We start from the raw sequence: 22,977 nt of genomic DNA on the forward strand, positions 1-22,977 counted from the left end.
CCGGGCCCGTCAGCACTGGCGGGCGGCGTCAGATTGCGAGGCGCTCGCCGAGGTATTCGGCCACCCGTGACACGCCCTGGTCGGCCTCGGGGAACAGACCGGCCATCGAGTGCCAGACGTGGATCATCTCGGGCCAGACCTCGAGCGTCACATCGACGCCGGAGGCGCGGGCCTTGTGTGCCAGCCGCTCGCTGTCGCTCAGCAGCACCTCGTCGTCGCCGCAGTGGATGAGCAGCGGCGGCAGGCCCGACAGGTCACCTTCGAGCGGTGACGCGTACGGATCGGTGGCGTCGCCGTCAGGGCCGAGGAAGACCCCGGCGATCCGAGTGAGATCGTCGGCGGTCACCATCGGGTCGCGGTCCGAGCGGGTGACGGCGCTCTCACCGGTGCCGGACATGTCGACCCACGGCGAGATGGGCACGGCTGCGGCCGGCAGCGGCAGCCCGAGGTCGCGCAGCTTCATGAGCGTTGACATGGTCAGCCCGCCGCCCGCGAAGTCGCCGGCGATGGCGATCTTGTCGGCGGAGTGGCCTCTGTCGAGCAGCCAGCGATACACCGCAACCGAATCCTCCACCGGCGCTGGGTGGGGATACTCGGGCGCCAGGCGGTAGTCGACCGAAAGCACCGGGCAGCCCAGCTTGAGGGCCAAGTTGCCGGTGAGGTTCCGGTGCGAGCCGATGGACCCAGCGACATAGCCGCCGCCGTGCACGTACTGCACGATGGCGTCGCCGGTGGTCTCGTCGGGCGTCTGCATCTCGCACGGAACGCCGTTGGCGTCCACCATCTCGCCGGTCACGCCAGCCGGCAGCGGCCGCGCGGTGAGCTCGATGCCCTTGCGCATCGCATCGATGTCGGCAGGCATGGCCTGCGATGCGATGATCTCGCGGATCCTGTAGAACGCTTCGCTCGCCATCGAGCCCTCCCCTGATTCGGCCCGCATCGGGACGATCTGACCAGCCGCCACAACGTAGCCACGTTGGCGAGACGAGGCCCGACGTAGTCAGGGGCGGCGTCGTAGTGTCGATGCGCCGCACCGGTGTGGAGAGCCGGCACTGCCGGAGTCCGACGAGGAAGGGAATCGCATGCTGCTCAAGGACAAAGTCGCCATCGTCACGGGAGGCGCATCGGGCATCGGCGAAGCCAGCGCGCACCGCTTCGCCGCCGAAGGTGCGTCGGTGCTGGTGGTAGACATCCGCCGTGAACGAGCCGAGGGCGTTGCCGAATCGATCATGGAAGCCGGCGGCGAAGCGCACGGTTTCGGCGCCGACGTCGCCGAGCCCGACGACGTCGAGGCGATGGTGGCCGCGGCCGTGGACCGCTGGGGCGGCCTCGACGTGCTCTACAGCAACGCTGGCACCATCCGCCCCGGCACCGCGGTGGAGCTCGAGCCTCGTGATTGGGACCTCGTCATGAACGTCAATGTGCGGTCGGTGTACTTGGGCGCCAAGTACGCGGTGCCGGCGATGGAGGCTCGCGGCGGCGGCTCAATCATCAACACGGCCTCGATCAGCGGCTTGCACGGCGACGGCGGCTCGGTGGTGTACGCCGCATCCAAAGCGGCCGTCATCAACCTGACGCGAGCACTGTCCACCGACCACGCCCCCGACGGCGTACGCGTCAACGCCATCTGCCCCGGCACCATCCAGACGCCGCCTGTGCAACGCATGATGCAGGAGCCGGCCGCGCTCGAACGCAACCTGGCAGCGCACGCCTTGCGCCGTCTCGGCCATCCCGATGAGATCGCCAGCGTGGCCGCCTGGCTGGCCAGCGACGAGTCGTCGTTCGTCACCGGCGAAGCCATCGTGGTCGACGGCGGCCTGCGAGCCCAGTCCCCCCTCGGCCGCCTAGCCGACCCCCGCCCCTCCCACCTCCGCTAGTCGATCACCGCTGCTCCGGCGCCTCGCGCCTCAGACCACCGACATACCCCAAGGAACGCGGCAGAGGCGCGTTCTGTTCCAGAAAAGGCGGTACCTCGGACGCAGGCCAAGTAGGCATCAGCGACACCGGAGAGTTCCTTTGGTCTGTAGAACCCGAAGCACAGTTCACCTCCACGGTGACCGCTGTGATCCTCACCGCCGACACCTAGCGGGCGTTGTCGCATAGACAAGATCCCCCCATGCCGGGCCCGTCCCCGCGGGCAATGTCCGTACTTGCGCGCCGAACGGTGCCAGATTGCTTGTCTCGGTAGGTTCGGAAACCGTCCAACACCGGAGGGGGCGAACAAAGTGTCAGGCGAAGACGAACTCGGTCCGACCTACCTGCTGACCTGGAACCCCGACGACTGGGAAATGGACGCAGAGGACTACGACGCTCGTGTGCTCGTAGCGCACACGACGCTCGGATTCATCAACTGCTGGTCGCTCGGAACCAACTACCGTCAACTCCAAGCTGATGATGCGGTCCTGTTGTATCGGCACGGTGAATCCGCTGGAATCATCGCCGCTGGCTTCGCTGTCAGCGATCCGTATCCGGGGGACGCAGACGGCAACGAGATCGACGAATCGTCAGCTACCCGCTATTGGGTCCAAGTTCTTTGGAATCTCTGGAAGCCTCTCGACAAGAGTTTGCCGATCGACGAACTGATCAAACTCGCTCCGTCGACGTTCGGGTCGCCGATCCGCGCTTCGGGGCGGCGTGTGCATGATGCCGAGGCTGACACCCTGTGGAGCGCCTTCTGCGCCTGAGTCACCCGTACAGCGGTGACGAGGTGGCGCGAGCGGTTCGCTGAACCCAGTCCGGACGGCCTCGCTCGCCGCCACAGCCGACATGTCATTATCCTTCATAACCCACTTCTCGGGCCACCCAATTCAGGCCTGACGCATGGCTGCCTGAACAGAGTCCGAACCAGGAGAATCCAAGGTGGAATCGACGGAGATCGAGTTCGCACCGAGCGATTCCGGACCCGGCTACGAACCGATCGGAGAACTGCCGGACGGTGTCACCTGGAGTGTTGAGACTCTGACACTCTCGATGAGTACGGCGGAGCACGGCACACTAATCGTCGGGTCGGAGTTCTTGATTCATGTCCTGCGCGCGGGTTCTGGGTTCGGCGGCGCCGCCCGCTACGGCAGCGGAGACGGAGATGCGGTTCGCATAGGCGACGGGAACGGAGACGCTGTCCGTCATGGCACCGGCAAAGGCAATGCCATTCGCGAAGACGGCGGCGGAAATGCAATCCGCAGCGGCGAAGGAGAGGGAGATGCCAGACGGGCCGGCTACGGAGACGGAGACGCCGCACGCGATGGCAATGGTTCGGGGGATGCCCTTCGCCTCGGAGATGGCGATGGAGACGCCACTCGATCTGGGGATGGTCCGGGTCGTGCGATTCGCGAGGGCGACGGACTCGGGGATGCCGTGCGTGATGGCCCGGGCGATGGCGCAGCGGCCCGCGAAGGCAACGGAACCGGTGACGCAGTCCGTCTCGGCAACGGCAATGGCTACGCAGCGCGAGACGGTAACGGGGATGGAGATGCCCGACGTGACGGTGACGGAGAAGGGTCAGCCATGCGCGACGGCAACGGTGACGGACACGCATGGCGCCTCGGGGGCGGCGAAGGAAACGCTGTACGCGACGGCGGCGGGAATGGAAGCGCATACCGCAGTGATGACGGAGTCGGATACGCATGGCGAGACGGCGCCGGAAATGGACATGCGTATCGCTATGGCAACGGGCCCGGCTACGCAGCTCGAGATGGCAGCGGAGAGGGGCACGCAACGCGCACCGGTGACGGCCGTGGGGATGCTTGGCGCGACGGCGAGGGAAATGGACATGCGATTCGTGACGGCGCAGGGCAAGGCGATGCCTGGCGCGATGGCAGCGGAGACGGGCACGCATTTCGCTACTCCGGCCAAGACGGTGACGCATGGAGGAGTGGCAGTGGTGACGGCCACGCCGTTCGCATCGGCGGAGTTAGCGGCGATGCGGTCAGAGACGGTGAGGGAGTAGGCCACTCATGGCGCGGCGACGATCAGGACGGCATGTCACCGCTCTCTATTGGCGGATTCGGAAGGCTGCTGCGAAAGGGCCACAAGGCGTCTCGGGTGACTCCTCACGACGAGGAGTGACCAGCGGATACTGAGGGAGCCTGAAGCTCAGCCAATGCCGCACGTGCCTCAGTGACCGCTTCGTACTTCTCGCGAGTGGCATCAGGACGAACTCTGGGCTTCGTGGAAGCCATGAGATCCTTGAGGATGCTGAGCGAAGCCCCGAGTTCGTAGGCTCCCCGCCGGGTTGTGCGGTCCTACGGCGTTGACCGCCCTGCGATACGTGCGCCAGTTCGAAACATGAACCACGCCGGGGCTGTCCGCTAGGAGCGCCCGGAGCCAGCGCCCTCCGCAGTGGCATAACAGCGGCCGTTTAGGCTGATGGTTGGATTGGCCGGAGGAGATGTGGCGGCGAAGAAGCATGGCGAGAGCGAAATCGCAGCAGGTTTAGCGATCGGCGCGGGCATCTACTCGTTTCCCCAGGTGGCGCAGATTGTGGAGCGAGACCGCGACGTTTCGCGTGCCCAGATCCGTCGTTGGATGACCGTCGTCAGGCCACCCACGCACGTCAAGGACGCCACAGCGACGATTGGATTTCTCGATCTGATCGGCTTGGAGATGGTTTGCCGTTTCCGCGACCGTGGCGCCTCACTGCAAAAGGTCCGTCGGGTGCTCGATGGCATGCGCGAGTGGTTTCCCGACATCCAACACCCGCTGGCTCACGAGTCCTTCTACACCGACGGACACAACGTCTGGATTGAGTTCCAAGGGCATGCGGAGGAGATCGTCGGGAACCGCAAGGGACAACGGGCCATCACCTCAGCCATCAAGACGTTCGCCGAGGAGATCCAGTTCATTGACGGTCGCGCGGCGTCGTGGGATGTCGCCCAATGGATCGAGATCAACCCTCGCATCTGCTTCGGAGCCCCGGTGGTGGCGGGCACCAGGATCCCGGTCAAGTCCATCGTCGCCAGCCTCAAGGAAGATCCCCCCGAGGAAGTCGCACGGGGCTTCAACCTCAGCGTGACCCGAGTAAAGGCCTGTGCGGAGTTCGCACGACTCACTGCGTGACATCCGCTTCTGCCTCGACGCAAACATCTCCCCGAGGGCAGCTGCGGGCATCGACAACGTCATTCACGTTTCCGAAGTGGATGCGCTCAGCCGCACACACGGCGGCCATTCCGATGCGCACGACTACGACATTGCCGCCTGGTGTGCAGAGAACGACTACGTGCTGGTGACGTGTGACAGCGACTTCCGAACCCGGCAGCAGAGAGCGCAAGCGATCCAGGAGGCCGGGGTCGAAGTTGTCGTGTTCACCTACGAACTCGCCGGCCTCAGTAATCACGTCTCGACGATCGCAAAGCGGGTGCCGCTGTGGGGGCAGAAGCTCCGCTGGTCCGCCTATGCACCGCGCGTTTGGCTTCAGCATCGTCGTGGAGCGCTACGTGAGGATCGACCGGATCCGTCTTCGGCATCAGAATGACGGCGACCGTGATGCCGATTCGATACAAGCCCGCGACGGAGCTGCGAGGTGATCGATGAGCTACACCGAAACTGATGTTTCAACCGCCAGCGCTGCGATGAACAAGTACCGCGAAGAGCTCGATGGTGAGGTCGCGGCAGCGCTTGCAGTGGTGGGTCTCAGCGCCGAACGAGCACACAAGGAAGCAGAGATCCGCGACGACATGATCCGGGTTGCTCACCGGTCGGGCGCGTCACTGCGCCAGCTCGCCAAAGTGTCCGGTCTCGGCCGCAAGACCGTGACTGCCATCGTTGAAGCTGGTCGCACGCAGCACTGAAGTGCCGAGCAGCGAGAGACAGGCCATCGGGAACCTAGGGAGACCGCTCTGGCGGCCAGGTCAGATGCTCTGTCGTAAGCGCACGCATTCGTCGACCCTCGCTCGAATGCCGGACCACGCCACGGATGAGGTGAGACGGTCGAGAGTGCGAGTGCCGAGCGATTTCTGCGGGCCAAGTTCCTGGTCCAGCACATCTGTAGGGACAACCCAAAACGTCCAATGATCGGCATCGGCAACATTCTCATTGGTAGCCAGTTCAGGCTCGTGCACACAGAAGACGTACACATCGGCGAAGCGCATCGGTTGACCGTGCGGGATCCACTCATCGCTCGCGGCTGTCCAAGAACTCAACTTCTGCTCGACCCCGAATCGAATCTTCGAAGGCTGTGCCTGACTCCAGCTTTGGCTGCGACCCGACGCCTTGACCTCGATCTTCGTCTCGCGATACATCAAGTCGTAGGCATCCCACTCCCGCCGAGGTGTCGACTCGTCGATCACACCGAGCGCTTCGCCCACGAGCCATTCCGCAAACAGGCCTCGGTTCCGGTTGTCGACTAGATCTCCGAGCACCCAACGGCGAAACCTGTCGATGTCCAGTCCTTTATCCGACACGAAGGCCGACGGTAGCGAAACTGCGCCCAGTCACTGCACTAAGCGCGGCGGGCTATCGGCAGGGCTGGTTGCCAGGTTCTCTCGGGTCCGATGCGGGACCTCGCCGGCGGACCAAAGCGCTCTGCGAGCGCTTGGCTGGCTGCTGGGTTGTTGAGCCCCAGCACGCCTGACACGGCCTTTGCTCTCAGCGCCGTCTCGATCATTCGCTGAGCTGCACCGCCGTCGGGCAAGTGCGAGGTCAGCACGAAGTACGGAGTGTCGTCACCGATGGAGCGCAGCAAGAACCCGGTCAGCAACGCCTTCTTGACCGTGTCCGTGCGGCGCATTCCTGGTCGCTGCCCTTTGAAGGAGCCTTTGTATTCGAAGTACACGAGCTCGCCATTGGGTGCCTCGGCCACGTCATCGACCTCGCAGCCGATGTCGGTGAACTTCTGCCTGCCGTGAAGCTCGAACCCAAGCGCGCCCAAGTAGGCCTTGGCCTGCTGTTCGAATGCAGTGCCCTGCCGAACTGCGTCAGCCTGGAAGTCGTCGCCGACTTCGCGGAGCATCCCCAAAGCCTCGCGCGACCTGCGCAAATGCGCCAATTTCACTCAGTGTTGAGGTTGAGAACGGACGGAAGGCCCTGTGCCTCGAGGGCCTCTCTGTGGGTTCAGTCGAGGTCGTTGGCGTCGGCTATGAGGAACATCATCGAGGCTTCGCAGGCTGTTTGGCCTTCGACGCTGGCGGTTCCTGAGGCTTTGCCGGCTCGGGCGGACAGGCGATCGATGGTGGCTTCCAAGCGCAGGGTGTCGCCCGGGGTGACCTGGCGGCGGAAGCGGGCCTTGTCGATGCCGCCGAAGAGCGCCAGCTTGCCATCGAGCGAGGAGGCCGCGGCGGCCGCGAGCCCCGCTGTCTGGGCGATGGCTTCGACCATCAACACGCCGGGCAGCGTCGGGCGGCCTGGGAAGTGACCGGCGAAGAACGTTTCGTCACCGGTGAGGTGCCACTTGGCGACGCAGCGCTCGCCGGGCTGGAGCTCGACGATCTCGTCCACCAGCAGGAACGGTGCCCGGTGCGGCAGCAGCTCGTCCGGTCGGGGAAAACCTGCGTCGCTTCCAATGTCAGTCACTGGGAGGAAGCTACTGCTCGTCGCCGAAGGTGCTCCGCTGGTAGGCCACTACCGCCGCGATCTCGGCGTCGGTGAGGATGCCGCCGAACGGGGGCATCGAGCCGCGGCCGGTCCATACCACCGCCAAGTGGTCGCGAACGGTCAGGCGCTCATCGACGCCGCCGAGTGCGGCGCCGACACCGCCGCTGCCGTCGCTGCCGTGGCACACCGAGCAGCTGTCGCCAAACACCTCGCTCCCGAGCGTGACATCGGCGTTCGCGAATGCCAGCTCGAGCCGTTCCAATTCGGCTTCTGTCGCATCGCTGCCGCCGCAGCCCGCCAGTGCGAGCGCGACAGCGAGCGCCAGCGCGACCAAAGCCCGCGTCGCCCACTCTCGGGAAAACCGTCGGGAGCGAGCATCGCATGGTGCGGTACGGCCGGTCATCGGGTCTCCCGCTGCGTGCCGACGCCGGTATAGCGGCTCGGGGGCTCCATCCAGCGACGGGACATCCAATCGGCATCGCGGTAGTGGGCGTGGAAATGATCGGGGATCTGGCGCATCACCTGGTCCACCCTCCCACCTCCGGGCCCGAATCTGAGTTCACCCGCTTCGACCAGCCGGGCCAGCATCGCTGCCAACTCATCGGGAGGGGGTTCAGTGCCGTGCCGCTTCCAGACCACCATGGGCGTGGCGCACACCTCGCAGTCCGCCACCCAGCACAGCTCGTCCTCGTAGTACCAGTGTGTGAAGCGGGCGGCCTCGCACAGCTCGCACTCCGGATCGAACTCTGCCGCAGCACCGCGATCCAGCCCGGACGCAGCGGCCGGCTGCAGACAGTGCGCCAAGCCGACCGGATGGTCGACATCGGAGCTCGGTTCGTGTTGCGCCACCGGTCAGCCGTGATCCAGCGCCGTCCGGTAGGAGGCCACGAGCTCGCCCACGGCCTCGGGGCCGTCGGACATCAAAGTGCGGACGACGGCGGAGCCGATGATGACGCCGTCGGACACCTCGCACGCCTCAATGGCTTGGGACGGCGAGCCGATGCCCACGCCCGTGAGCACGGGCCGATCGGTGACGGCCAGGCAGCGTGCAGCAATCTGGGTGGCTGTGCGGGCGAGGGCCGTCCGCTCGCCGGTCACGCCGAGCAGGCCGACCGCGTAGACGAAGCCGCGTGACGCCCCGCACAGATCAGCGAGCCGGTGCTCGGGCGTGGTGGGCGCAGCCAGCAAGATCGCTTCGAGGCCCGTCTCGGCAGCGGCTTCCAGCCACGGCCCCGCCTCGACGTAAGGCAGGTCGGGCAGGATCGCCGCGCAGACACCCGCATCGAGCAGCGCCGAAGCGAAGCGTTCATGACCCTGGTGGTGGCAGAGGTTGTAGTAGGTCATCACCGCGTGCGGAACACCGGTGTCGAGCTCCCGCGCTTCCTCCAGCACCGATGCCGGGGTTGCGCCGTCGGCCAAGGCCGCAGTGGATGCCTGCTGGATGACTGGTCCGTCCATCACCGGGTCGGAAAAGGGAACGCCGATCTCGATGGCGTCGGCGCCAGCCGCCGCCGCTGCCTCCACGGCGCGTTGCCAGCCCTGGTAGCCACCCGTGACGTAGGGCACCAGCAGCTTCGCACCGCTGTCGCGCCGAGCCCGCAGGTGCGTCTCGAGTGCGCCGAAGGTCCCAGCCCGGTCAGCCGGCGATGCCTCGCTCACGAACGTGCCCTCACTCGCTCAGCCCATGCATCCCGAGCACGTCCATCATCTGGTCGACGTCCTTGTCGCCCCGACCCGAGAGATTCATCAACACGGTCTGACCCTGCATCTCCGGCGCCGCCCGGACGATCCATGCCAGTGCATGAGCGCACTCCAGCGCCGGGATGATGCCTTCGGCCCGGCTCATGAGCGTGAACGCCTCGACCACCTCGTCATCGGTCACGCTCGGGTACTCGGCACGGCCGATGGCGGCCAGGTAGGCGTGCTCGGGCCCGACACCGGGATAGTCGAGCCCGGCCGAGATCGACTCGGCCTCCATCACTTGGCCCACCTCGTCCTGCATGAGATAGCTGGTCATGCCGTGCACCACACCGGGCACGCCGCGCCCGACCGCGGCACCGCCGGCGGGCTCGACGCCCACGAGCCGGGCGTCGCCGTCGGCAAAGCCCGAGAAGATCCCGGCAGCATTGCTGCCCCCGCCGACGCACGCCACCACCACGTCCGGGTCGCCGCCGGTGAGGTCCTTGCACTGCGCCGCGGCTTCGTCGCCGAGGATGTGGTGGAAGGTGCGGACCATCCACGGGTACGGATGGGGGCCCATCACCGAGCCGAGGCAGTAGTGCGTGTTCTCGACGGTGGCCACCCAGTCGCGCAACGCCTCGTTCACGGCGTCCTTGAGCGTGCGGCTGCCGGACTGCACCGACTCCACTTCGGATCCCAGCAGGCGCATGCGGAACACGTTCAGGGCCTGACGGTCGACATCGACGGCGCCCATGTACACCTTGCACTCCATCCCCAGCAGCGCCGCCGCGGTCGCAGTAGCGACACCGTGCTGGCCGGCACCCGTCTCGGCCACCAGCCGTGTCTTGCCCATGCGCTGGGCCAGCAGCGCCTGCCCGATGACGTTGTTGATCTTGTGCGAGCCCGTGTGGTTGAGGTCTTCGCGCTTGACCAGCAGGCGCACGCCGAGCTGGCTCGACAGGTTGCGGCACTCGGTCAGCGGCGAAGGGCGCCCGCCGTAGTCGCGCAGGGTGGTCTCGAACTCGGCCACGAACGCCGGGTCGGCCCAGGCCTCCCGGAAGGCCGCCTCGAGCTCCTCGCACGCTGCGACCAGCGTCTCGGGCACAAACCGGCCGCCGAATTCGCCGAAGCGGCCATCGGTTGTGGGCTCGCCCATAACCGACCTTGAACTCGGCGTGGGCTCGCCCATGACCGACCTCGAACCCGGGGTGGGTCCATCAGTTGCTGCAGCCATGCCGTCCCTCGCTCAGTCGTCGCGCCAGTCGTACGGCGCGCCCTCTTCGGGAGGCTCCGACTCGTCGGCATCCTCGTAGCGAGCACCCGCCTCCTTGGCCGCCGCGACGAACTCGCGCATGGCGAGCACGTCCTTGCGGCCCGGCTCGGATTCGACACCCGACGCCACATCCACGCCCCACGGCCGCACGACCTCGATGGCCTGCGCCACATTCGAGGCACGCAACCCGCCCGCGAGCAGCAGTCTCATGCCGCGATCTCGGCCTTCGAGCTGCCGCCAGTCGAAGACGCGCCCGCTGCCGGGCTCGGAGCCGTCCAGCATGAGCACAGAGGCGCCGTAGTCGCGCACACGTTCCACATTGGGATCTCCCGCGACGAATGCCTTGATCAGGCCGGGCACCCGCTCGGCGATCCAGCGGCTGTCGGCCGTGGTCTCGTTGCCGTGCAACTGGGCCAGGCGCAAACCGGCGCCGTCCATGATCTGCACGACCCGCTCGGGCAGCTCGTTGCGGAACACACCGACCGTGACGACGCCGCCCGGCAGCCGGCGAACGATGTCTCTGGCCAGCCTCGGGGAGATCTGCCGTGGCGATCCGGGCACGAAGTTGAAGCCGACGGCGTCGGCACCCATGCCGACGGCGACCAGCGCATCCTCTTCGTTCGTGACGCCACAGATCTTTACGAACATGTCACTACCGGCATGTCAGGCGATCCCTCGCGGCGGCGGGCCCACGTGTCCCGCTCTTGTTCGCTGGGCCAGAGTCAGAACTCGAGACCCTTGGCCACAGCCGGGTCCAGGAAAATGAGCTCGGGACGGGCCGCCATGAACTCCCGCGTGGCCTGGCCGAAGACCTTCATCTGCTCCGAGCCACCGTGGGCCGCGAGCGCATCCTGGTCGCTGTACAGCTCGTAGAACCACACCACATCGGCGTCGTTCTGGTCCTTGTGGGCGGCGTACACCTCGGTGCCCGGCTCGCCGGCGACATTGCTCATGCCGATGTCGGCGATCACTGCGAGCAAATCGTCACGCATGCCTTCTTTGGCGGTCAGCTTGGCCAGGAGTGCCGTCTTTGCCATGTTGTTGCTCCCTGCGATCCGTTCGACTCGACAACAGCCTGCGAGCGTACCCGTGAGGGCCCGAGAGCAGGCTCACTCGCCTCAGAAGACTCCCGCTAGCTCGACTTGATCGCCCGAGGCCGTCAAGGCCACATCGCCGGCGTCGCTGCGGGAGCGTGCGAATCCCACGGTCAAGTCGTTCAGCGTCGCTGTGCTCAGCACCGTGGCCACCGTTGCGCCACCGCCGTCCCGCAACTCGTCGCCTGCGCTGAGCGGCACAGGCGAGCGGAGCCGGCATACCGTCCGGCGTCCGCCTGTGCGCGAGTCGATTCGCTCCACCAGCTCCTGGCCCCGGTAGCAGCCCTTGGTGAACGACGCAGCTCGCTCGACGAGACCCGTCTCGTTGGGGATGTCACCCGGTTGGATCTCCGTGCCCATGGCGGGCAAGCCGTAGACCATGCGCAGCGCCTCGAACTCGTCGGCTGAGAGTTGCTCGGCGCCGTCGGCTAACGCAACGGCCTCGCTGCCGGAGTCGACGAGCAGGTCGTGACCGCTGGCCAACGGCCAGTGCGCGGGGCGCACCACGTGCTCTGGGGCTCCGCTCGGGCCAGTGCTCGAAACGCCGACCGCCGATTCGCCTTCCGCACGGGGCCCGCGCACCGCGTGCATCTGCCATTCGTGCAGGGAGAAGTCGGCCCGGGTCCGCAGCTTGAAGCGCTCGAGCGATGCCGACATTGCCTCGCCGAAGCCAGGCTCGATGTCGGCGACGTAGGTCTCAGGACCGGTGCGGCTGATGGCGAAGAGCGCTTCTATTCGCCCTCGTGGCTCCAACAGGAACGACAGGGCGCTCTGGCCGACCTCCATGGCCTCCACTTCGGCCGAGATCTGGCCGTGCAAGTACACGGCGGCCTCGGGTCCGGTCACCACGAGCACCTCGCGCGGGACCGTTGCCGCCACCGACCGATCGAGCGCAGACGCGATCGTCATCCGGCTCTCCATCCGGGCACCAAACGGTCCACGGCGTTGCGAATCAGCGCGAGCCCGACGCCGTCATCGAGCGACATGATCGACTCCGGGTGGAACTGCACGGCAGCAACGGGCAGCTCGCGGTGCTCCACCGCCATGACGATGTCGTCGTCGAGGCTGACCGCTGTCACCTCGAGCGCATCGGGCACCTCGGAGCGATGGGCGAACAGCGAGTGGTAGCGACCGGCCCGGAACTCCTTCGGCAGCCCATCGAGCAGCTGCCCGCCGACGACACGGATGGCAGACGGCTTGCCATGCATGGGCGTGGCGAGCTGGCCCAGCTCGCCGCCGAAGTACTCCACGATGCCCTGCAGCCCCAGGCACACCCCGAACAGCGGCAGCCCGGCATCGAGCGTGGCCCGCACCACCGGTCCGATGCTGAAGTCGTCGGGCCGGCCGGGGCCTGGCGAGAGCACGATGAGGTCGAAGTCGTCGGCGCTGATCTCCTCGGTGGGAAAGCCAGCCCGGCGGGTCACCACCGTGGCGCCGGTCTGGCGCAGGTAGTTCGCCAGCGTGTGCACGAACGAGTCGAGGTGATCAACCAGCAGCACCCGCCGATCGCTGGGCGCCGAAGCGGCAACCCCCGCGGTCGCCGCTGACCGTGGCCGCCGGAGCGCGTCCAGGAACGCCGACGCCTTGAGCTCGGTTTCCGATTCCTCCTCGTCGGGCTCGGAGTCCCACAGCAGCGTGGCACCCACGCGCACCTCCGCATGCCCGTCGGCGACGCGGATCGTGCGCAGCGTGAGCCCGGTGTTCAGGCTGCCGTCGAAACCCACCTTGCCGACCGCACCCCCGTACCAGGCCCGGGCGGTGCGTTCGTGCTGCTCGAGGAACATCATCGCCGCCGTCTTGGGCGCGCCGGTCACCGTGACCGCCCACGTGTGCGACAGGAACGCATCGAGCGCGTCGAAGCCGGGGCGCAGACGGCCTTCTACGTGATCAACGGTGTGGATGAGGCGCGAGTACATCTCGATCTGGCGGCGGCCGATCACCTTGACCGAGCCGGGGACGCAGATGCGGCTCTTGTCATTGCGATCGACGTCGGTGCACATCGTCAACTCCGACTCGTCCTTCGCCGAGTTGAGCAGCGCCAGGATCTGCGAGGCGTCGTCGATGGGGTCTTGGCCGCGGGCGATGGTTCCCGAGATCGGGCAGGTCTCGACCCGCTCGCCCTCGACCCGCACGTACATCTCGGGCGAGGCACCGACGAGCCATTCCCCGCTGTCCCCAGCTGCACCCAAATTGATCAGGAACCCGTACGGCGCAGGGTTCTGTTCCTTGAGCCGGCGGAACAGCTCTGCTGGAGACTCGACGCAGGGCTCGGAGAACATCTGGCTGGTGACCACCTCGAAGAGGTCGCCCCGGGCGAAGTATTCGTGAGCCGCACGCACACCGGCCGCATAGCCGCCGGGCTCATGGTCGCAGCTCGCCTCCAGCTCGAAATCGGGCTCATAGGGCACGCGTGCACCGCCGCCCGCCAGCCCGGCGGTGCTGCGACCGTTCACCGCAAAGTCGTACTGGAAGCGCTGCGCGATGCCGCCCTCGTGGTCCACGATGAGCAGGTCGTCGGGCAGGTAGAGCACCAGGTCGCGCTGCTCGGCCGGGCGCGGCAGCGTCAGCGCGATGGGCTCGAACTGGAACGCCAGGTCGTAGCCGAACGCCCCGTACAGGCCCAGGTGCGGATCGTCGCAGGAGAACAGGTTCACCAGGGCGCGCACAACCGTGAACGTGGACGGCTGGCGGCTGCGCTCTTCTTCCTCGAAACGCCGATCAGCCCGTTCCACCCGGCAGACCACGGCGCCCGAGCCGTCACCGGGCTCATGGCGAAGGTCGACGATGCCTGCAGCGCTTCCCAGCGCTGCCAGCGTCTCGTGAACCGGCTCCAGCAGCACTGTGCCCCGCTCGTTCAAGGCGCTCACCCAGATGTCCTGCGCCCGGCTGGTGATGGCCAGCGGCGGGTCGGCGAAGCCCATGTCCCAGCGGGTGTAGCGGCCGGGGTACTCGTAGCTCGACGACAGCAGCACGCCCCGCGCCTCGTCCAGCCGGTCGACGAGGTCTTCGATCTCGGCGTTGCCGTCGACCCTCGACGCAGTCAGCGAGACGGTGATGCCGCCGCCGGTTTGGAACTGCGTCTCGCCCGTCTTCGTCTGTTCAGGGCTCATGGGTCCAAGCTGGCTCAGGGTCGCACGATCACAGATACAGGCCGGTGCTGCCGGGCTCGATGCGGGGTGCAGCAATGGCGTGCACATCCCGCTCGCGCAGGATCAGGAAATCGTCGCCGTGCACCTCGACCTCGTGGCGATCCTCGGGGCTGAACAGCACCCGGTCCCCTTCCTGGGCGGTCCGGACGTTCGGCCCTGCACCGATGACCTCGCCCCACACGAGGCGCTTGTTCTGCTGGGCCGTTGCCGGGATCAGGATCCCGCCGCTGGTGCGCCGTTCCGAGCCGTCGTTGGGGAGCCGCACGAGCAGCCGGTCGTGCAGCATCTTGATGGGCCGGCGCTCGCCGTCGGAGTCGGGCGGGGCGGACGGCTTCGGCTTGCTGGCAGCGGGCTTCGGGCGACTGCCGGCTTTCGAGCTCTTCGAAGGACGAGCGGGTTTCGTCGCCGAAGCGGCGCCATGCTCGTTGTTGGTCTCGGGAGCGCTCACCGCCCGCACGGTACCGTTCACCGGCGTGAATGACGCAGAGAATTCGCAGCGGCCGCCCGCTCCCGGGCCGCCATTTGAGGTGGAGGCGTTCGAGGTCACCGCAGCGACCTCGGATGGCATCGAGCTCGAGGCCGAAGCTGCCTGGCCCGGCTCGACGGGGCCTGAGGGAGCAGGCGCCGATGGCGGCGGTTCCGGCAGCACGGCCGCAGCGGTGGCTGTGCTGTCTCACCCGCACCCGCTCTACGGCGGCGACATGTGGAACCCGCTCGTCGATCATCTCTTCAGGGCGCTGCCCGCGAGCGGCATCGCAACGCTTCGCTACAACTTCCGGGGCACCGGACGTTCTGGCGGCAGCCACGACGACGGGAAGGCCGAGCAGCTCGATGCCGTGGCCGCCTTCGAAGCGGCCGTGCGCCTCGCAGCCGACCGCTCGAGCACCGCTGAACCGCCGCCGGTCGTCTCGGCGGGCTGGTCGTTCGGCGGCGATGTCTCGCTCGCCGCCAGCCACGGCAGTTTGTCGGCATGGATCGGGATCGCTGCGCCCTTGCGGATCGTCGACCCGGCATCGATGGGCGCCGCAGCAGATCCTCGGCCCAAGCTGCTGCTGGTGCCCGAGCACGACCAGTTCCGCTCCCCCGCTGAAGCGTCCGAGATCACCGAGGGCTGGGCCAACACCCAGCTCGACGTCATCTCGGGCGGCGATCACTTCCTGATGGGCCACGCACGAGCAGTGGCAGAACGAATCGTCTCGTTCGTCGGCGATCTATAGCGACGCGAACGGAGGACTTGAGCCGCTGGGCACCGATGCCATAGCGGAGGAGGCGGCAGGAGACTCTGCGACGTTGCGACCTGCTGGATCGCGGGAGCAGAGGGTCATGCCGCCTCCGCAGCGGGCACACCTCACCGCGCATCTCACACGATGCGCGAGGAACGGTCGCCCCAGTACTCGTCCCGCAGGATGCGCTTGTAGAGCTTGCCGGTGGGATGGCGGGGCAGCTCGTCGCGGAAGTCAACCGATCGGGGCACCTTGTAGTTCGCGAGGTGCTCGCGGCAGTACCCCAGCAACTCGGTGGCCAATGCGTCACCGGGTTCCACGCCGGCTAGCGGCTGTACGACGGCCTTCACTTCCTCGCCGAAGTCGTCATTGGGCACGCCGAACACCGCCGCATCGGCCACCTTGGGGTGCAGCACCAGGCAGTCCTCGATCTCTTGGGGATAGATGTTCACCCCGCCCGAGATGATCATGAACGCCTTGCGATCGGTCAGGTACAGGTAGCCGTCGTCGTCGACACGCCCGACATCGCCCAGCGTCGACCAGAGCTCGTGATCGTCGTGCCGGGACTCGGCGGTTTTCGCAGGGTCGTTGTGGTACTCGAATGCCGGGATCTCACGCTCGAAGTAGATGGTGCCTGCCTCGCCGACCGGCAGCTCCTTGCCCTCGTCGTCGCAGATGTGGATCACCCCGATGAGCGGCTTGCCCACCGTGCCGGGCCGTTCGAGCCATTCGTCCGAATTCACGTAGCAGAAGCCGTTCAGCTCGGTACCGGCGTAATACTCGTGCAGGATCGGGCCCCACCACGAGATCATCTGGTGCTTCACCTCGACGGGGCATGGTGCCGCCGCATGCACGGCGACCTGGTGGCTGGAGAGGTCGTGCTGCGTGCGGGCCTCCTCGGGCAGCTTCAGCATCCGGCTGAACATGGTGGGCACCCACTGGCTGTGGGTGATGCGGTAGCGCTCGACGTACGACAGCGCTTCAGCGGCGGCGAAGCGGTCCATGACCACCGCTGTGCCGCCGACCGACTGCGTGCCGGTCGTGAACGACAGGGGCGCAGAGTGGTAGAGCGGCGCAGGCGAGAGATAGCGAGTGCCTTCGCCGAATCCGAAGACGCCGCCCAGCAGTCCGGCGCCGAGCAGATCGGGGTCGGTGATCGACGTTCCGTCCAGCGGACGCATGATGCCCTTGGGGCGGCCCGTCGTGCCGGAGCTGTACAGCATCGCCGATCCCCGCGGCTGTTCAGCCAGCGGTTCGGCGGGATAGGCCGCGATGGCATCTTCGAACGGGTCGAATCCGTCGGCAGCATCGTCGAACATCAGCCGGACGTCGCATTCGCCGATGAGCGGCAGCATCTCGGTCGCCACATCGATGACCGCGGGCGACGCCACGAGCACTCGGGCCCCGCAGTCGTTGACGATGTACGCCGCCTCGTCGGCCGTCAGGTAGCGGTTGACCGTGGTGAAGTAGAGGCCGCTGCGCATCGCGGCCCAGTAGGCATCGAAGTAGCCGATGTTGTTGTCGGCGAAGATCGCCACGTGATCGCCGGGCCGGAGGCCTGCCGCCCACATGAGCTGCGCGAATTGGCAGCTGCGGGCCTCGAGCTCGCCGAACGTCCGGGTGTGGCCGTCGCGGGCCATGATCACCGCTGGACGGTCAGGGTCGGTGGCCGAGTACGTGCCGGGATAGCTCATGGCGGGGAAGCTAGCGGGCGCCTTCGAGCAGGACTGAAACCGTCTAGCGGCGCCCGAACCCGGCAATCAATCAGGCAGTGGGCGGGCGGACGGCCACGCCTGCGTCCAGCAGTGCTCGCTTGGCGTCGGCGATCGTGTGCTCGCCGAAGTGGAAGATCGAGGCCGCGAGCACGGCATCGGCGTTGGCGATGAGGGCGCCATCCACCAAGTGCTGCAACGTGCCCGCCCCCCCGCTGGCCACCACAGGAATCTCCACTGCGTCGACGACTGCCCGTGTGAGCTCGAGGTCGAAGCCAGCCTTGGTGCCGTCGGCATCCATGGAGTTCAGCAGGATCTCGCCGGCACCCAGTTCGGCCACCTGGCGCACCCAGCCGAGCGCGTCGATGCCGGTGTCTTCCCGGCCGCCCTTGACATAGACGTTCCAGGTGGTGCTTCCGTCGGCACCGGCGCCGTTCGATTTCGCGTCCACCGACACCACGACGCACTGGGTGCCGAACTCGTCGGCGATCTCGCGCACCAGCTCTGGGCGGGCAACCGCAGCCGAGCCCACCGACACCTTGTCCGCTCCGGCCCGCAGCAGCGCCCGGGCGTCGTCGACCGAGCGGATTCCCCCGCCGATCGTGAACGGGATGAAGACCTCTTCGGCGGTGTGACGGGCGAGCTCGATGATCGTGTCGCGGTTGTGCGCTGAGGCCGTGATGTCGAGGAAGACGATCTCGTCCGCGCCCTGGCGGTCGTATGCAGCCGCCAGCTCGACGGGGTCGCCGGCGTCGCGCAGCCCGACGAAGTTGACGCCCTTGACGACCCGCCCGTCGTCCACGTCGAGGCACGGGATGACCCGCACGGTCTTCATGTCGGCTCAGCCTCTCGTGCGGGTGCCCCGGTCACTGGCCTGGCCCCGGGCCGGGCTCGTCTACCTCTGCACTGCCGCGGGCCACCACCACCGCGGCGACGGGCGAGATCACGCCGTCATGGAGTGCCTTGCCCACGATGGCCCCCGCGAGCGTGTGCCCGTGCGGCGAACGCAGGTCGCGCAGGTCGGCGATGTCGGCGAGACAGCCCACGCCGCCGCTGGCGATCACCGACATCGCCGGGGGCCGTTGGGGCGCATCCAGCACGCCGCGCAGCCCGGCCAGGTCGCTGCCGCCGCCCATGCCGTCGTGGGCGATCTGCGTCACGATCACCGCTTCGGCACCGCTGCCCGCCAGCCGGGTGAGGGCATCGCCGAGGCTGACGCCGCTCTGGTGTTCCCATCCGCGTGTGGCCACCTCGGTGCCCCGCACATCGAGACCCACCGCGATGCGGTGACCGGCGGAAGCCAATTCCCCGACGAGGTCGGGGTTCTCGATCGCTGCGGTGCCTACCACGCATCGGGCGACCCCGGCGTCGTACAGCGCTTCGGCGCGCTCGCGGCTGCGCACGCCGCCGCCGACCTGCACCCGGACACCGACATCTCCTACGGCTGCCACAACAGATTGGATCACGGCCCGGTTCTGCGGCTGCGGCTCGCCGGTGCGGGCAGCGTCGAGATCGACCATGTGGATCCAGCGGGTGCCCGCCTCTGCGAACTCGTGCGCCACTTCCACGGGGTTGGCGTCGTACCGCACCTCGCGGTCGTAGTCGCCCTGCACGAGGCGGACGCAGCGCCCGCCGCGCAGGTCGATCGCCGGATAGAGATCGAAGCTCACCGGCGGCATCGGTCGGCCCTCACTGCGGCGAGGAAGTTCTGTGCCAGCCGCTTGCCGGCATCGCCAGACTTTTCCGGGTGGAACTGGGTGGCCCACAGCCGGCCGCGCTCGGTGACAGCGGTGATCGGCGTGGGGTAGTCGCATGTCGCGGCAACCAGTTCGGGATCGGTGTCGGGCGCGTAGCTGTGGACGAAGTACATCCAGGCGCCGTCGGTCAGTCCGGCAAGCAATGGGCAGCTTGGGCGCTGCACATCGAGCCGGTTCCACTGCATCTGCGGGCGCACGATGCCGTCGGGCAGCAATCGCACTGTGCCAGGCATCACGCCCATGCCCGGAACGCCCGGCGCTTCCTCCGACGCTTCGAACAGCATCTGCATGCCGACGCATATGCCGAGGAACGGCCGCCCGCTCTCGATGGCGTCGAGCGCAGGCTGTTCCAGGCCCGTCGCCCGCAATTGGTCCATACAGGTGCCGAAGTGCCCCACCCCTGGCAGCACGACTCCGGCGGCGTCGGCAATCAATCCGGCGTCCGCGGTCAGTCGGGCGTCAGCACCTACCCGTTCGAGTGCCTTCTGGGCTGAGCGCAGGTTGCCGATGCCGTAGTCGAGGACCGCAACGAGAGGACGATCGCCATTCACCTGACGTCCTTCACAGGACGCCCTTGGTGGAGGGCAGCACATCGTCGGCGACGCGGATGGCGTCGTAGAAGGCGCGTGCCGCGCCCTTGAAGCTGGCCTCGACGATGTGGTGGGTGTTGCGGCCTCGCAGCATCACCAGGTGCAGGGTGATGCCAGCCGACATCACCAGCCCCCGCCAGAACTCCTCGCAGAGCTGGGGGTCGAACGGCGGGTCGCCCAGGATCTTCTCGCCGGGCGGCTCAATGTCGTAATGCAGGAACGGCCGGCCCGACAGATCGAGCACCACTTCGACGGCCGCCTCATCGAGCGGCACCACATAGGACGCAAAGCGGCGAACGCCGGCCTTGTCGCCCCAGGCCTGCCGCATCGCCTCGCCCAGCGCGATGCCGGTGTCCTCCACGGTGTGGTGGGCGTCGATCTCGAGATCGCCGTCGGTGCGCAGCTGCAGGTCGAAGCGGGCGTGCTTGGCGAGCTGGGCCAGCATGTGGTCGAAGAACGGCAGACCCGTGGCGACATCGTTCTGGCCGCTGCCGTCGAGGTCCAACGTCAGATCGATCCGGGTTTCTTTGGTGTTGCGCTGCACAGTGGCAGTACGAGCAGTCATGGCAACCTCATTATCGCGAGACAACTTCCGACAGGGCGTCGAGAAAGCGGTCGTTCTCGGGCGGGGTGCCCACGGTCACCCGCAGGCAGTCGGCGAGGCGGGGCCACCCCGAGCAGTTCCGCACGAGCACCGATCGGTCCACGAGCGCCTGCCAGATGCCGTCGCCGCTGTGGCCGCTAGTAGACGTGCGGAACAGGATGAAGTTGGACTGCGAGGGCCACACGTCGAGGCCCATCCCGTTCAACGCGGCTTCGATCCGCTCTCGCTCGGACACGATCGCTGCGACCCGATGCTCCATGTCATCGGTGAAGCGCAGCGCCACGCGTCCGGCGATCTGCTTGAAGGTGTCGACGTGGTACGGCAGCACCACCTTCTCGAACTCTGCGGCCATGCCCGACGGAATGACGGCGTAGCCCAGCCGCGCCCCGGCCATCGCCCACGTCTTGGAGTAGGTACGCGTGACGACCAGGTTGTCGGGTCCGCCGGCCCTGTCGCACAGGTCGACGGCGCTCCAGTCGGCGAATTGCCCGTAGGCCTCGTCGACCACGACGAGACCCGGTGCGATCTCCAGCGCCCGCTGGAGCACCTCGATGCGCTCGGGCGTGCCGGTGGGATTGTTGGGCGAGCACAGGAACACGATCGACGGCCGGTGCCGCTCGATCACTCGCTCCAGCTCGTACACGCTGACGCTGCCGTCGGCCTGGCGCTCGCCTTCCACGACAGCGCATTGGGTGCTGCGCGCGATCTGGCCGTACATCGCGTAGGTGGGCTCGAAGGTGGCAACGCTGCGGCCTGCACCTCCGTAGGTCAGGCACAGCGTCTGCAGCACCTCGTTGGAGCCGTTGGCCACGAAGATCCGGTCGGGGTCGGTGCCGGCCAGCTTGGCAAGGTCGGCCCGCAGGGCAGCGGCTGTGCGGTCGGGGTAGCGGTGCCATTCGACGTTGCGCAACTCGGTAGCAAGGGCGTCGGCAAATTCCGGCGGTGGCCCCACCGGCGCCTCGTTGGTGTTGAGCCGCACCTCCACGTCGATCTGCGGCGAGTGGTAGCCGTCGAGCAGGCGCAGGTCGTCGCGAACTGCAGGTTTCATGGCCGCACTCCGGAGGTTGACCACTCCTTGCGGCGCGACACCGAGGCGGCGTGCGCCCACAGGCCCTCGGCCTCGGCCAGCTCGGCCACGGCGGGCGCAAGCTGGTCGAAGCCGGCTTCGGACACGTCCACAACGTGCATCCGCTTGGTGAAATCGTCGGTGGTGAGCGCCCCGGCGAAGCGAGCTGTGCCGGCGGTGGGCAGTACGTGCGACGGCCCCGCCACGTAGTCGCCGACTGAAGCGGGTGCCCAGGGTCCGATGAACACAGCGCCGGCATGGCGGATGCTGCTGACGAGCTCTTCGGCGCCCTCGCACATGAGCTGGAGGTGCTCGGGGGCGACAATGTTGGCAACGTCGACAGCCTGCGCCGGCCCGTCCACGAGACACACGAAGCCGTCAGCCTCCAGCGTGGCCAGCGTCTCCTCCCGGCGGGGCGACAGGTCGACGATCTGGCCGATGGCATCGCAGACGGCGTCGGCGCAGCCTTCATCCCACGTGACCAGCCAGGCACGCCCGCCAGGGCCATGCTCAGCCTGCAGCACCACATCGGTTGCGGCCGCTGCCGGCGGGCAGGTCGCGTCGGCAATCACCACGATCTCCGACGGCCCCGCGAACGCAGAGGCCACGCCCACATCACCGGCAACAAGCTGCTTGGCGGTAGCCACCCAGGCATTTCCGGGACCGGCCACGACATCGGCGGGCCGTATCGTTTCGGTGCCGTAGGCGAGCGCCGCCACCGCCTGCACGCCGCCCACGCGGTGCACTTCAGTGACGCCGCACAGGTGCGCCGCCGCCAGCACCGGAGCCGCGAGGTTGCCATCCGGTCCAGGCGGCGAGCACAGCGCGATGTCGTCCACCCCAGCGGCACGTGCAACCAGCACCGTCATGAGCACCGTGGAGGGGTAAGCAGCCAGGCCGCCCGGCACGTAGATGCCGGCTCGATCCACCGGCTGGCTCACCGACCGCACAGTGACGCCATCCCGCTCATACGTGTGATTCGCTGCGGCCTCGGCTCGGTGAAACTCCAAGACCCGTCGGTGGGCGGTCTCCATTGCCGTACGCAAGCCGGGCGGCAGGCCCTCCCACGCTGCGGACAGCTCCGAGACCGGCACCAGCGGTTCAGCAATGTCGACGCCATCGAAGCGGGCAGTTAGTTCGCGAACAGCTGCGTCCCCGCCGTCCCTGACCTGGGCAATCAGCCGCCGGACGGCATCTTGCGACACCGCGTCGCCCACCTGCGGGCGCGGCAACAGACCGGCAAGTTCATCACTCGATTCATTGCATTGGCCCCGCAGGTCCAGCCGCTCCAGCACGGCGCCG

General features: G+C 67.5%; 27 protein-coding genes. 7 read left to right on the top strand and 20 right to left on the bottom strand.

Annotated features, from left to right (window positions below; genetic code table 11):
- Window positions 1-28: 28 nt before the first annotated feature.
- Entirely contained in the window at window positions 29-913 is an 885-nt protein-coding gene (locus tag ACOQPE_RS15160; RefSeq protein WP_420609714.1) for an alpha/beta hydrolase, read from the bottom strand.
- Window positions 914-1,082: 169 nt separating this feature from the next.
- On the opposite strand from ACOQPE_RS15160, the gene ACOQPE_RS15165 reads away from it, so the two are divergent.
- The 6 genes from ACOQPE_RS15165 to ACOQPE_RS15190 all read left to right on the top strand — a co-directional run bounded on the left by ACOQPE_RS15165 (window position 1,083) and on the right by ACOQPE_RS15190 (window position 5,786).
- A complete protein-coding gene (locus ACOQPE_RS15165; protein WP_420609715.1) occupies window positions 1,083-1,877 on the top strand; it encodes an SDR family NAD(P)-dependent oxidoreductase in 795 nt (264 codons plus the stop codon).
- 348 nt (window positions 1,878-2,225) lie between these two features.
- On the top strand, window positions 2,226-2,684 hold the full coding sequence (locus ACOQPE_RS15170; protein ID WP_420609716.1) for an EVE domain-containing protein: 459 nt from the start codon (window positions 2,226-2,228) through the stop codon (window positions 2,682-2,684).
- Window positions 2,685-3,199: 515 nt separating this feature from the next.
- Window positions 3,200-3,946: a hypothetical protein gene (locus tag ACOQPE_RS15175; RefSeq protein ID WP_420609717.1), complete on the top strand. Its 747-nt coding sequence runs from the start codon at window positions 3,200-3,202 to the stop codon at window positions 3,944-3,946.
- 443 nt (window positions 3,947-4,389) lie between these two features.
- Window positions 4,390-5,055, top strand: a complete 666-nt coding sequence (locus ACOQPE_RS15180) for a DUF433 domain-containing protein (RefSeq protein ID WP_420609718.1) — start codon at window positions 4,390-4,392, stop codon at window positions 5,053-5,055.
- Entirely contained in the window at window positions 5,027-5,470 is a 444-nt protein-coding gene (locus tag ACOQPE_RS15185; RefSeq protein ID WP_420609719.1) for a DUF5615 family PIN-like protein, read from the top strand. The genes ACOQPE_RS15180 and ACOQPE_RS15185 overlap by 29 nt, the downstream gene beginning before the upstream one ends.
- 55 nt (window positions 5,471-5,525) lie before the next feature.
- Window positions 5,526-5,786 carry a hypothetical protein gene (locus ACOQPE_RS15190; protein WP_420609720.1) on the top strand — a complete coding sequence of 87 codons (261 nt, stop codon included), beginning with the start codon at window positions 5,526-5,528 and terminating at the stop codon, window positions 5,784-5,786.
- Between the two features lie 60 nt (window positions 5,787-5,846).
- Here ACOQPE_RS15190 and ACOQPE_RS15195 read toward each other — a convergent pair whose 3' ends face one another.
- From ACOQPE_RS15195 to ACOQPE_RS15250, 12 genes are all read right to left on the bottom strand, one after another.
- Complete coding sequence (locus ACOQPE_RS15195) at window positions 5,847-6,302, bottom strand: hypothetical protein (protein WP_420609721.1); 456 nt, start codon at window positions 6,300-6,302, stop codon at window positions 5,847-5,849.
- A gap of 134 nt (window positions 6,303-6,436) precedes the next feature.
- On the bottom strand, window positions 6,437-6,946 hold the full coding sequence (locus ACOQPE_RS15200) for a hypothetical protein (protein ID WP_420609722.1): 510 nt from the start codon (window positions 6,944-6,946) through the stop codon (window positions 6,437-6,439).
- A gap of 101 nt (window positions 6,947-7,047) precedes the next feature.
- On the bottom strand, window positions 7,048-7,506 hold the full coding sequence (gene fabZ / locus ACOQPE_RS15205) for a 3-hydroxyacyl-ACP dehydratase FabZ (RefSeq protein WP_420609723.1): 459 nt from the start codon (window positions 7,504-7,506) through the stop codon (window positions 7,048-7,050).
- Between the two features lie 10 nt (window positions 7,507-7,516).
- Window positions 7,517-7,930, bottom strand: coding sequence for a c-type cytochrome (locus ACOQPE_RS15210; protein WP_420609724.1), 414 nt, complete (start codon window positions 7,928-7,930; stop codon window positions 7,517-7,519).
- On the bottom strand, window positions 7,927-8,376 hold the full coding sequence (locus ACOQPE_RS15215) for a hypothetical protein (protein WP_420609725.1): 450 nt from the start codon (window positions 8,374-8,376) through the stop codon (window positions 7,927-7,929). Before ACOQPE_RS15215 ends, ACOQPE_RS15210 begins: the two co-directional genes overlap by 4 nt.
- Window positions 8,377-8,379: 3 nt before the next feature.
- Window positions 8,380-9,186 (bottom strand): tryptophan synthase subunit alpha, encoded by an 807-nt coding sequence (gene trpA / locus ACOQPE_RS15220; protein WP_420609726.1) that lies wholly within the window; start codon window positions 9,184-9,186, stop codon window positions 8,380-8,382.
- A gap of 10 nt (window positions 9,187-9,196) precedes the next feature.
- Window positions 9,197-10,363, bottom strand: a complete 1,167-nt coding sequence (trpB, locus tag ACOQPE_RS15225; RefSeq protein WP_420611406.1) for a tryptophan synthase subunit beta — start codon at window positions 10,361-10,363, stop codon at window positions 9,197-9,199.
- A 90-nt stretch (window positions 10,364-10,453) separates the two neighbouring features.
- Window positions 10,454-11,128: a phosphoribosylanthranilate isomerase gene (locus tag ACOQPE_RS15230; RefSeq protein ID WP_420609727.1), complete on the bottom strand. Its 675-nt coding sequence runs from the start codon at window positions 11,126-11,128 to the stop codon at window positions 10,454-10,456.
- Window positions 11,129-11,202: 74 nt separating this feature from the next.
- Entirely contained in the window at window positions 11,203-11,517 is a 315-nt protein-coding gene (locus ACOQPE_RS15235; RefSeq protein WP_420609728.1) for a putative quinol monooxygenase, read from the bottom strand.
- A gap of 81 nt (window positions 11,518-11,598) precedes the next feature.
- The gene (locus ACOQPE_RS15240) at window positions 11,599-12,483 is read right to left on the bottom strand and encodes a YgfZ/GcvT domain-containing protein (RefSeq protein WP_420609729.1); all 885 of its coding nucleotides are present in this window, start codon (window positions 12,481-12,483) and stop codon (window positions 11,599-11,601) included.
- Complete coding sequence (locus ACOQPE_RS15245; RefSeq protein ID WP_420609730.1) at window positions 12,480-14,684, bottom strand: anthranilate synthase component I; 2,205 nt, start codon at window positions 14,682-14,684, stop codon at window positions 12,480-12,482. The genes ACOQPE_RS15240 and ACOQPE_RS15245 overlap by 4 nt, the downstream gene beginning before the upstream one ends.
- A 28-nt stretch (window positions 14,685-14,712) precedes the next feature.
- Window positions 14,713-15,171, bottom strand: a complete 459-nt coding sequence (locus ACOQPE_RS15250; protein WP_420609731.1) for a GroES family chaperonin — start codon at window positions 15,169-15,171, stop codon at window positions 14,713-14,715.
- Window positions 15,172-15,196: 25 nt separating this feature from the next.
- On the opposite strand from ACOQPE_RS15250, the gene ACOQPE_RS15255 reads away from it, so the two are divergent.
- Entirely contained in the window at window positions 15,197-15,940 is a 744-nt protein-coding gene (locus ACOQPE_RS15255; protein ID WP_420609732.1) for an alpha/beta hydrolase, read from the top strand.
- 143 nt (window positions 15,941-16,083) lie between these two features.
- On the opposite strand, the gene ACOQPE_RS15260 is transcribed toward ACOQPE_RS15255, so the two are convergent.
- The 7 genes from ACOQPE_RS15260 to hisD form a co-directional block, all read right to left on the bottom strand.
- Complete coding sequence (locus ACOQPE_RS15260) at window positions 16,084-17,640, bottom strand: acyl-CoA synthetase (RefSeq protein ID WP_420609733.1); 1,557 nt, start codon at window positions 17,638-17,640, stop codon at window positions 16,084-16,086.
- A 70-nt stretch (window positions 17,641-17,710) separates the two neighbouring features.
- Entirely contained in the window at window positions 17,711-18,493 is a 783-nt protein-coding gene (gene hisF, locus ACOQPE_RS15265; protein ID WP_420609734.1) for an imidazole glycerol phosphate synthase subunit HisF, read from the bottom strand.
- Window positions 18,494-18,524: 31 nt separating this feature from the next.
- On the bottom strand, window positions 18,525-19,337 hold the full coding sequence (locus ACOQPE_RS15270; protein WP_420609735.1) for a HisA/HisF-related TIM barrel protein: 813 nt from the start codon (window positions 19,335-19,337) through the stop codon (window positions 18,525-18,527).
- Window positions 19,325-20,008 carry an imidazole glycerol phosphate synthase subunit HisH gene (gene hisH / locus ACOQPE_RS15275; protein ID WP_420609736.1) on the bottom strand — a complete coding sequence of 228 codons (684 nt, stop codon included), beginning with the start codon at window positions 20,006-20,008 and terminating at the stop codon, window positions 19,325-19,327. Before hisH ends, ACOQPE_RS15270 begins: the two co-directional genes overlap by 13 nt.
- Window positions 19,977-20,570 carry an imidazoleglycerol-phosphate dehydratase HisB gene (hisB, locus tag ACOQPE_RS15280; protein WP_420609737.1) on the bottom strand — a complete coding sequence of 198 codons (594 nt, stop codon included), beginning with the start codon at window positions 20,568-20,570 and terminating at the stop codon, window positions 19,977-19,979. Before hisB ends, hisH begins: the two co-directional genes overlap by 32 nt.
- Window positions 20,571-20,580: 10 nt before the next feature.
- Window positions 20,581-21,657 carry a histidinol-phosphate transaminase gene (hisC, locus tag ACOQPE_RS15285; protein ID WP_420609738.1) on the bottom strand — a complete coding sequence of 359 codons (1,077 nt, stop codon included), beginning with the start codon at window positions 21,655-21,657 and terminating at the stop codon, window positions 20,581-20,583.
- Window positions 21,654-22,970, bottom strand: a complete 1,317-nt coding sequence (hisD, locus tag ACOQPE_RS15290; protein WP_420609739.1) for a histidinol dehydrogenase — start codon at window positions 22,968-22,970, stop codon at window positions 21,654-21,656. Before hisD ends, hisC begins: the two co-directional genes overlap by 4 nt.
- Between the last annotated feature and the right edge of the window lie 7 nt (window positions 22,971-22,977).

Origin of the sequence: Candidatus Poriferisodalis sp. (genome assembly GCF_965219595.1) — a bacterium.
In the GTDB taxonomy this organism is placed as follows: domain Bacteria; phylum Actinomycetota; class Acidimicrobiia; order Acidimicrobiales; family Poriferisodalaceae; genus Poriferisodalis.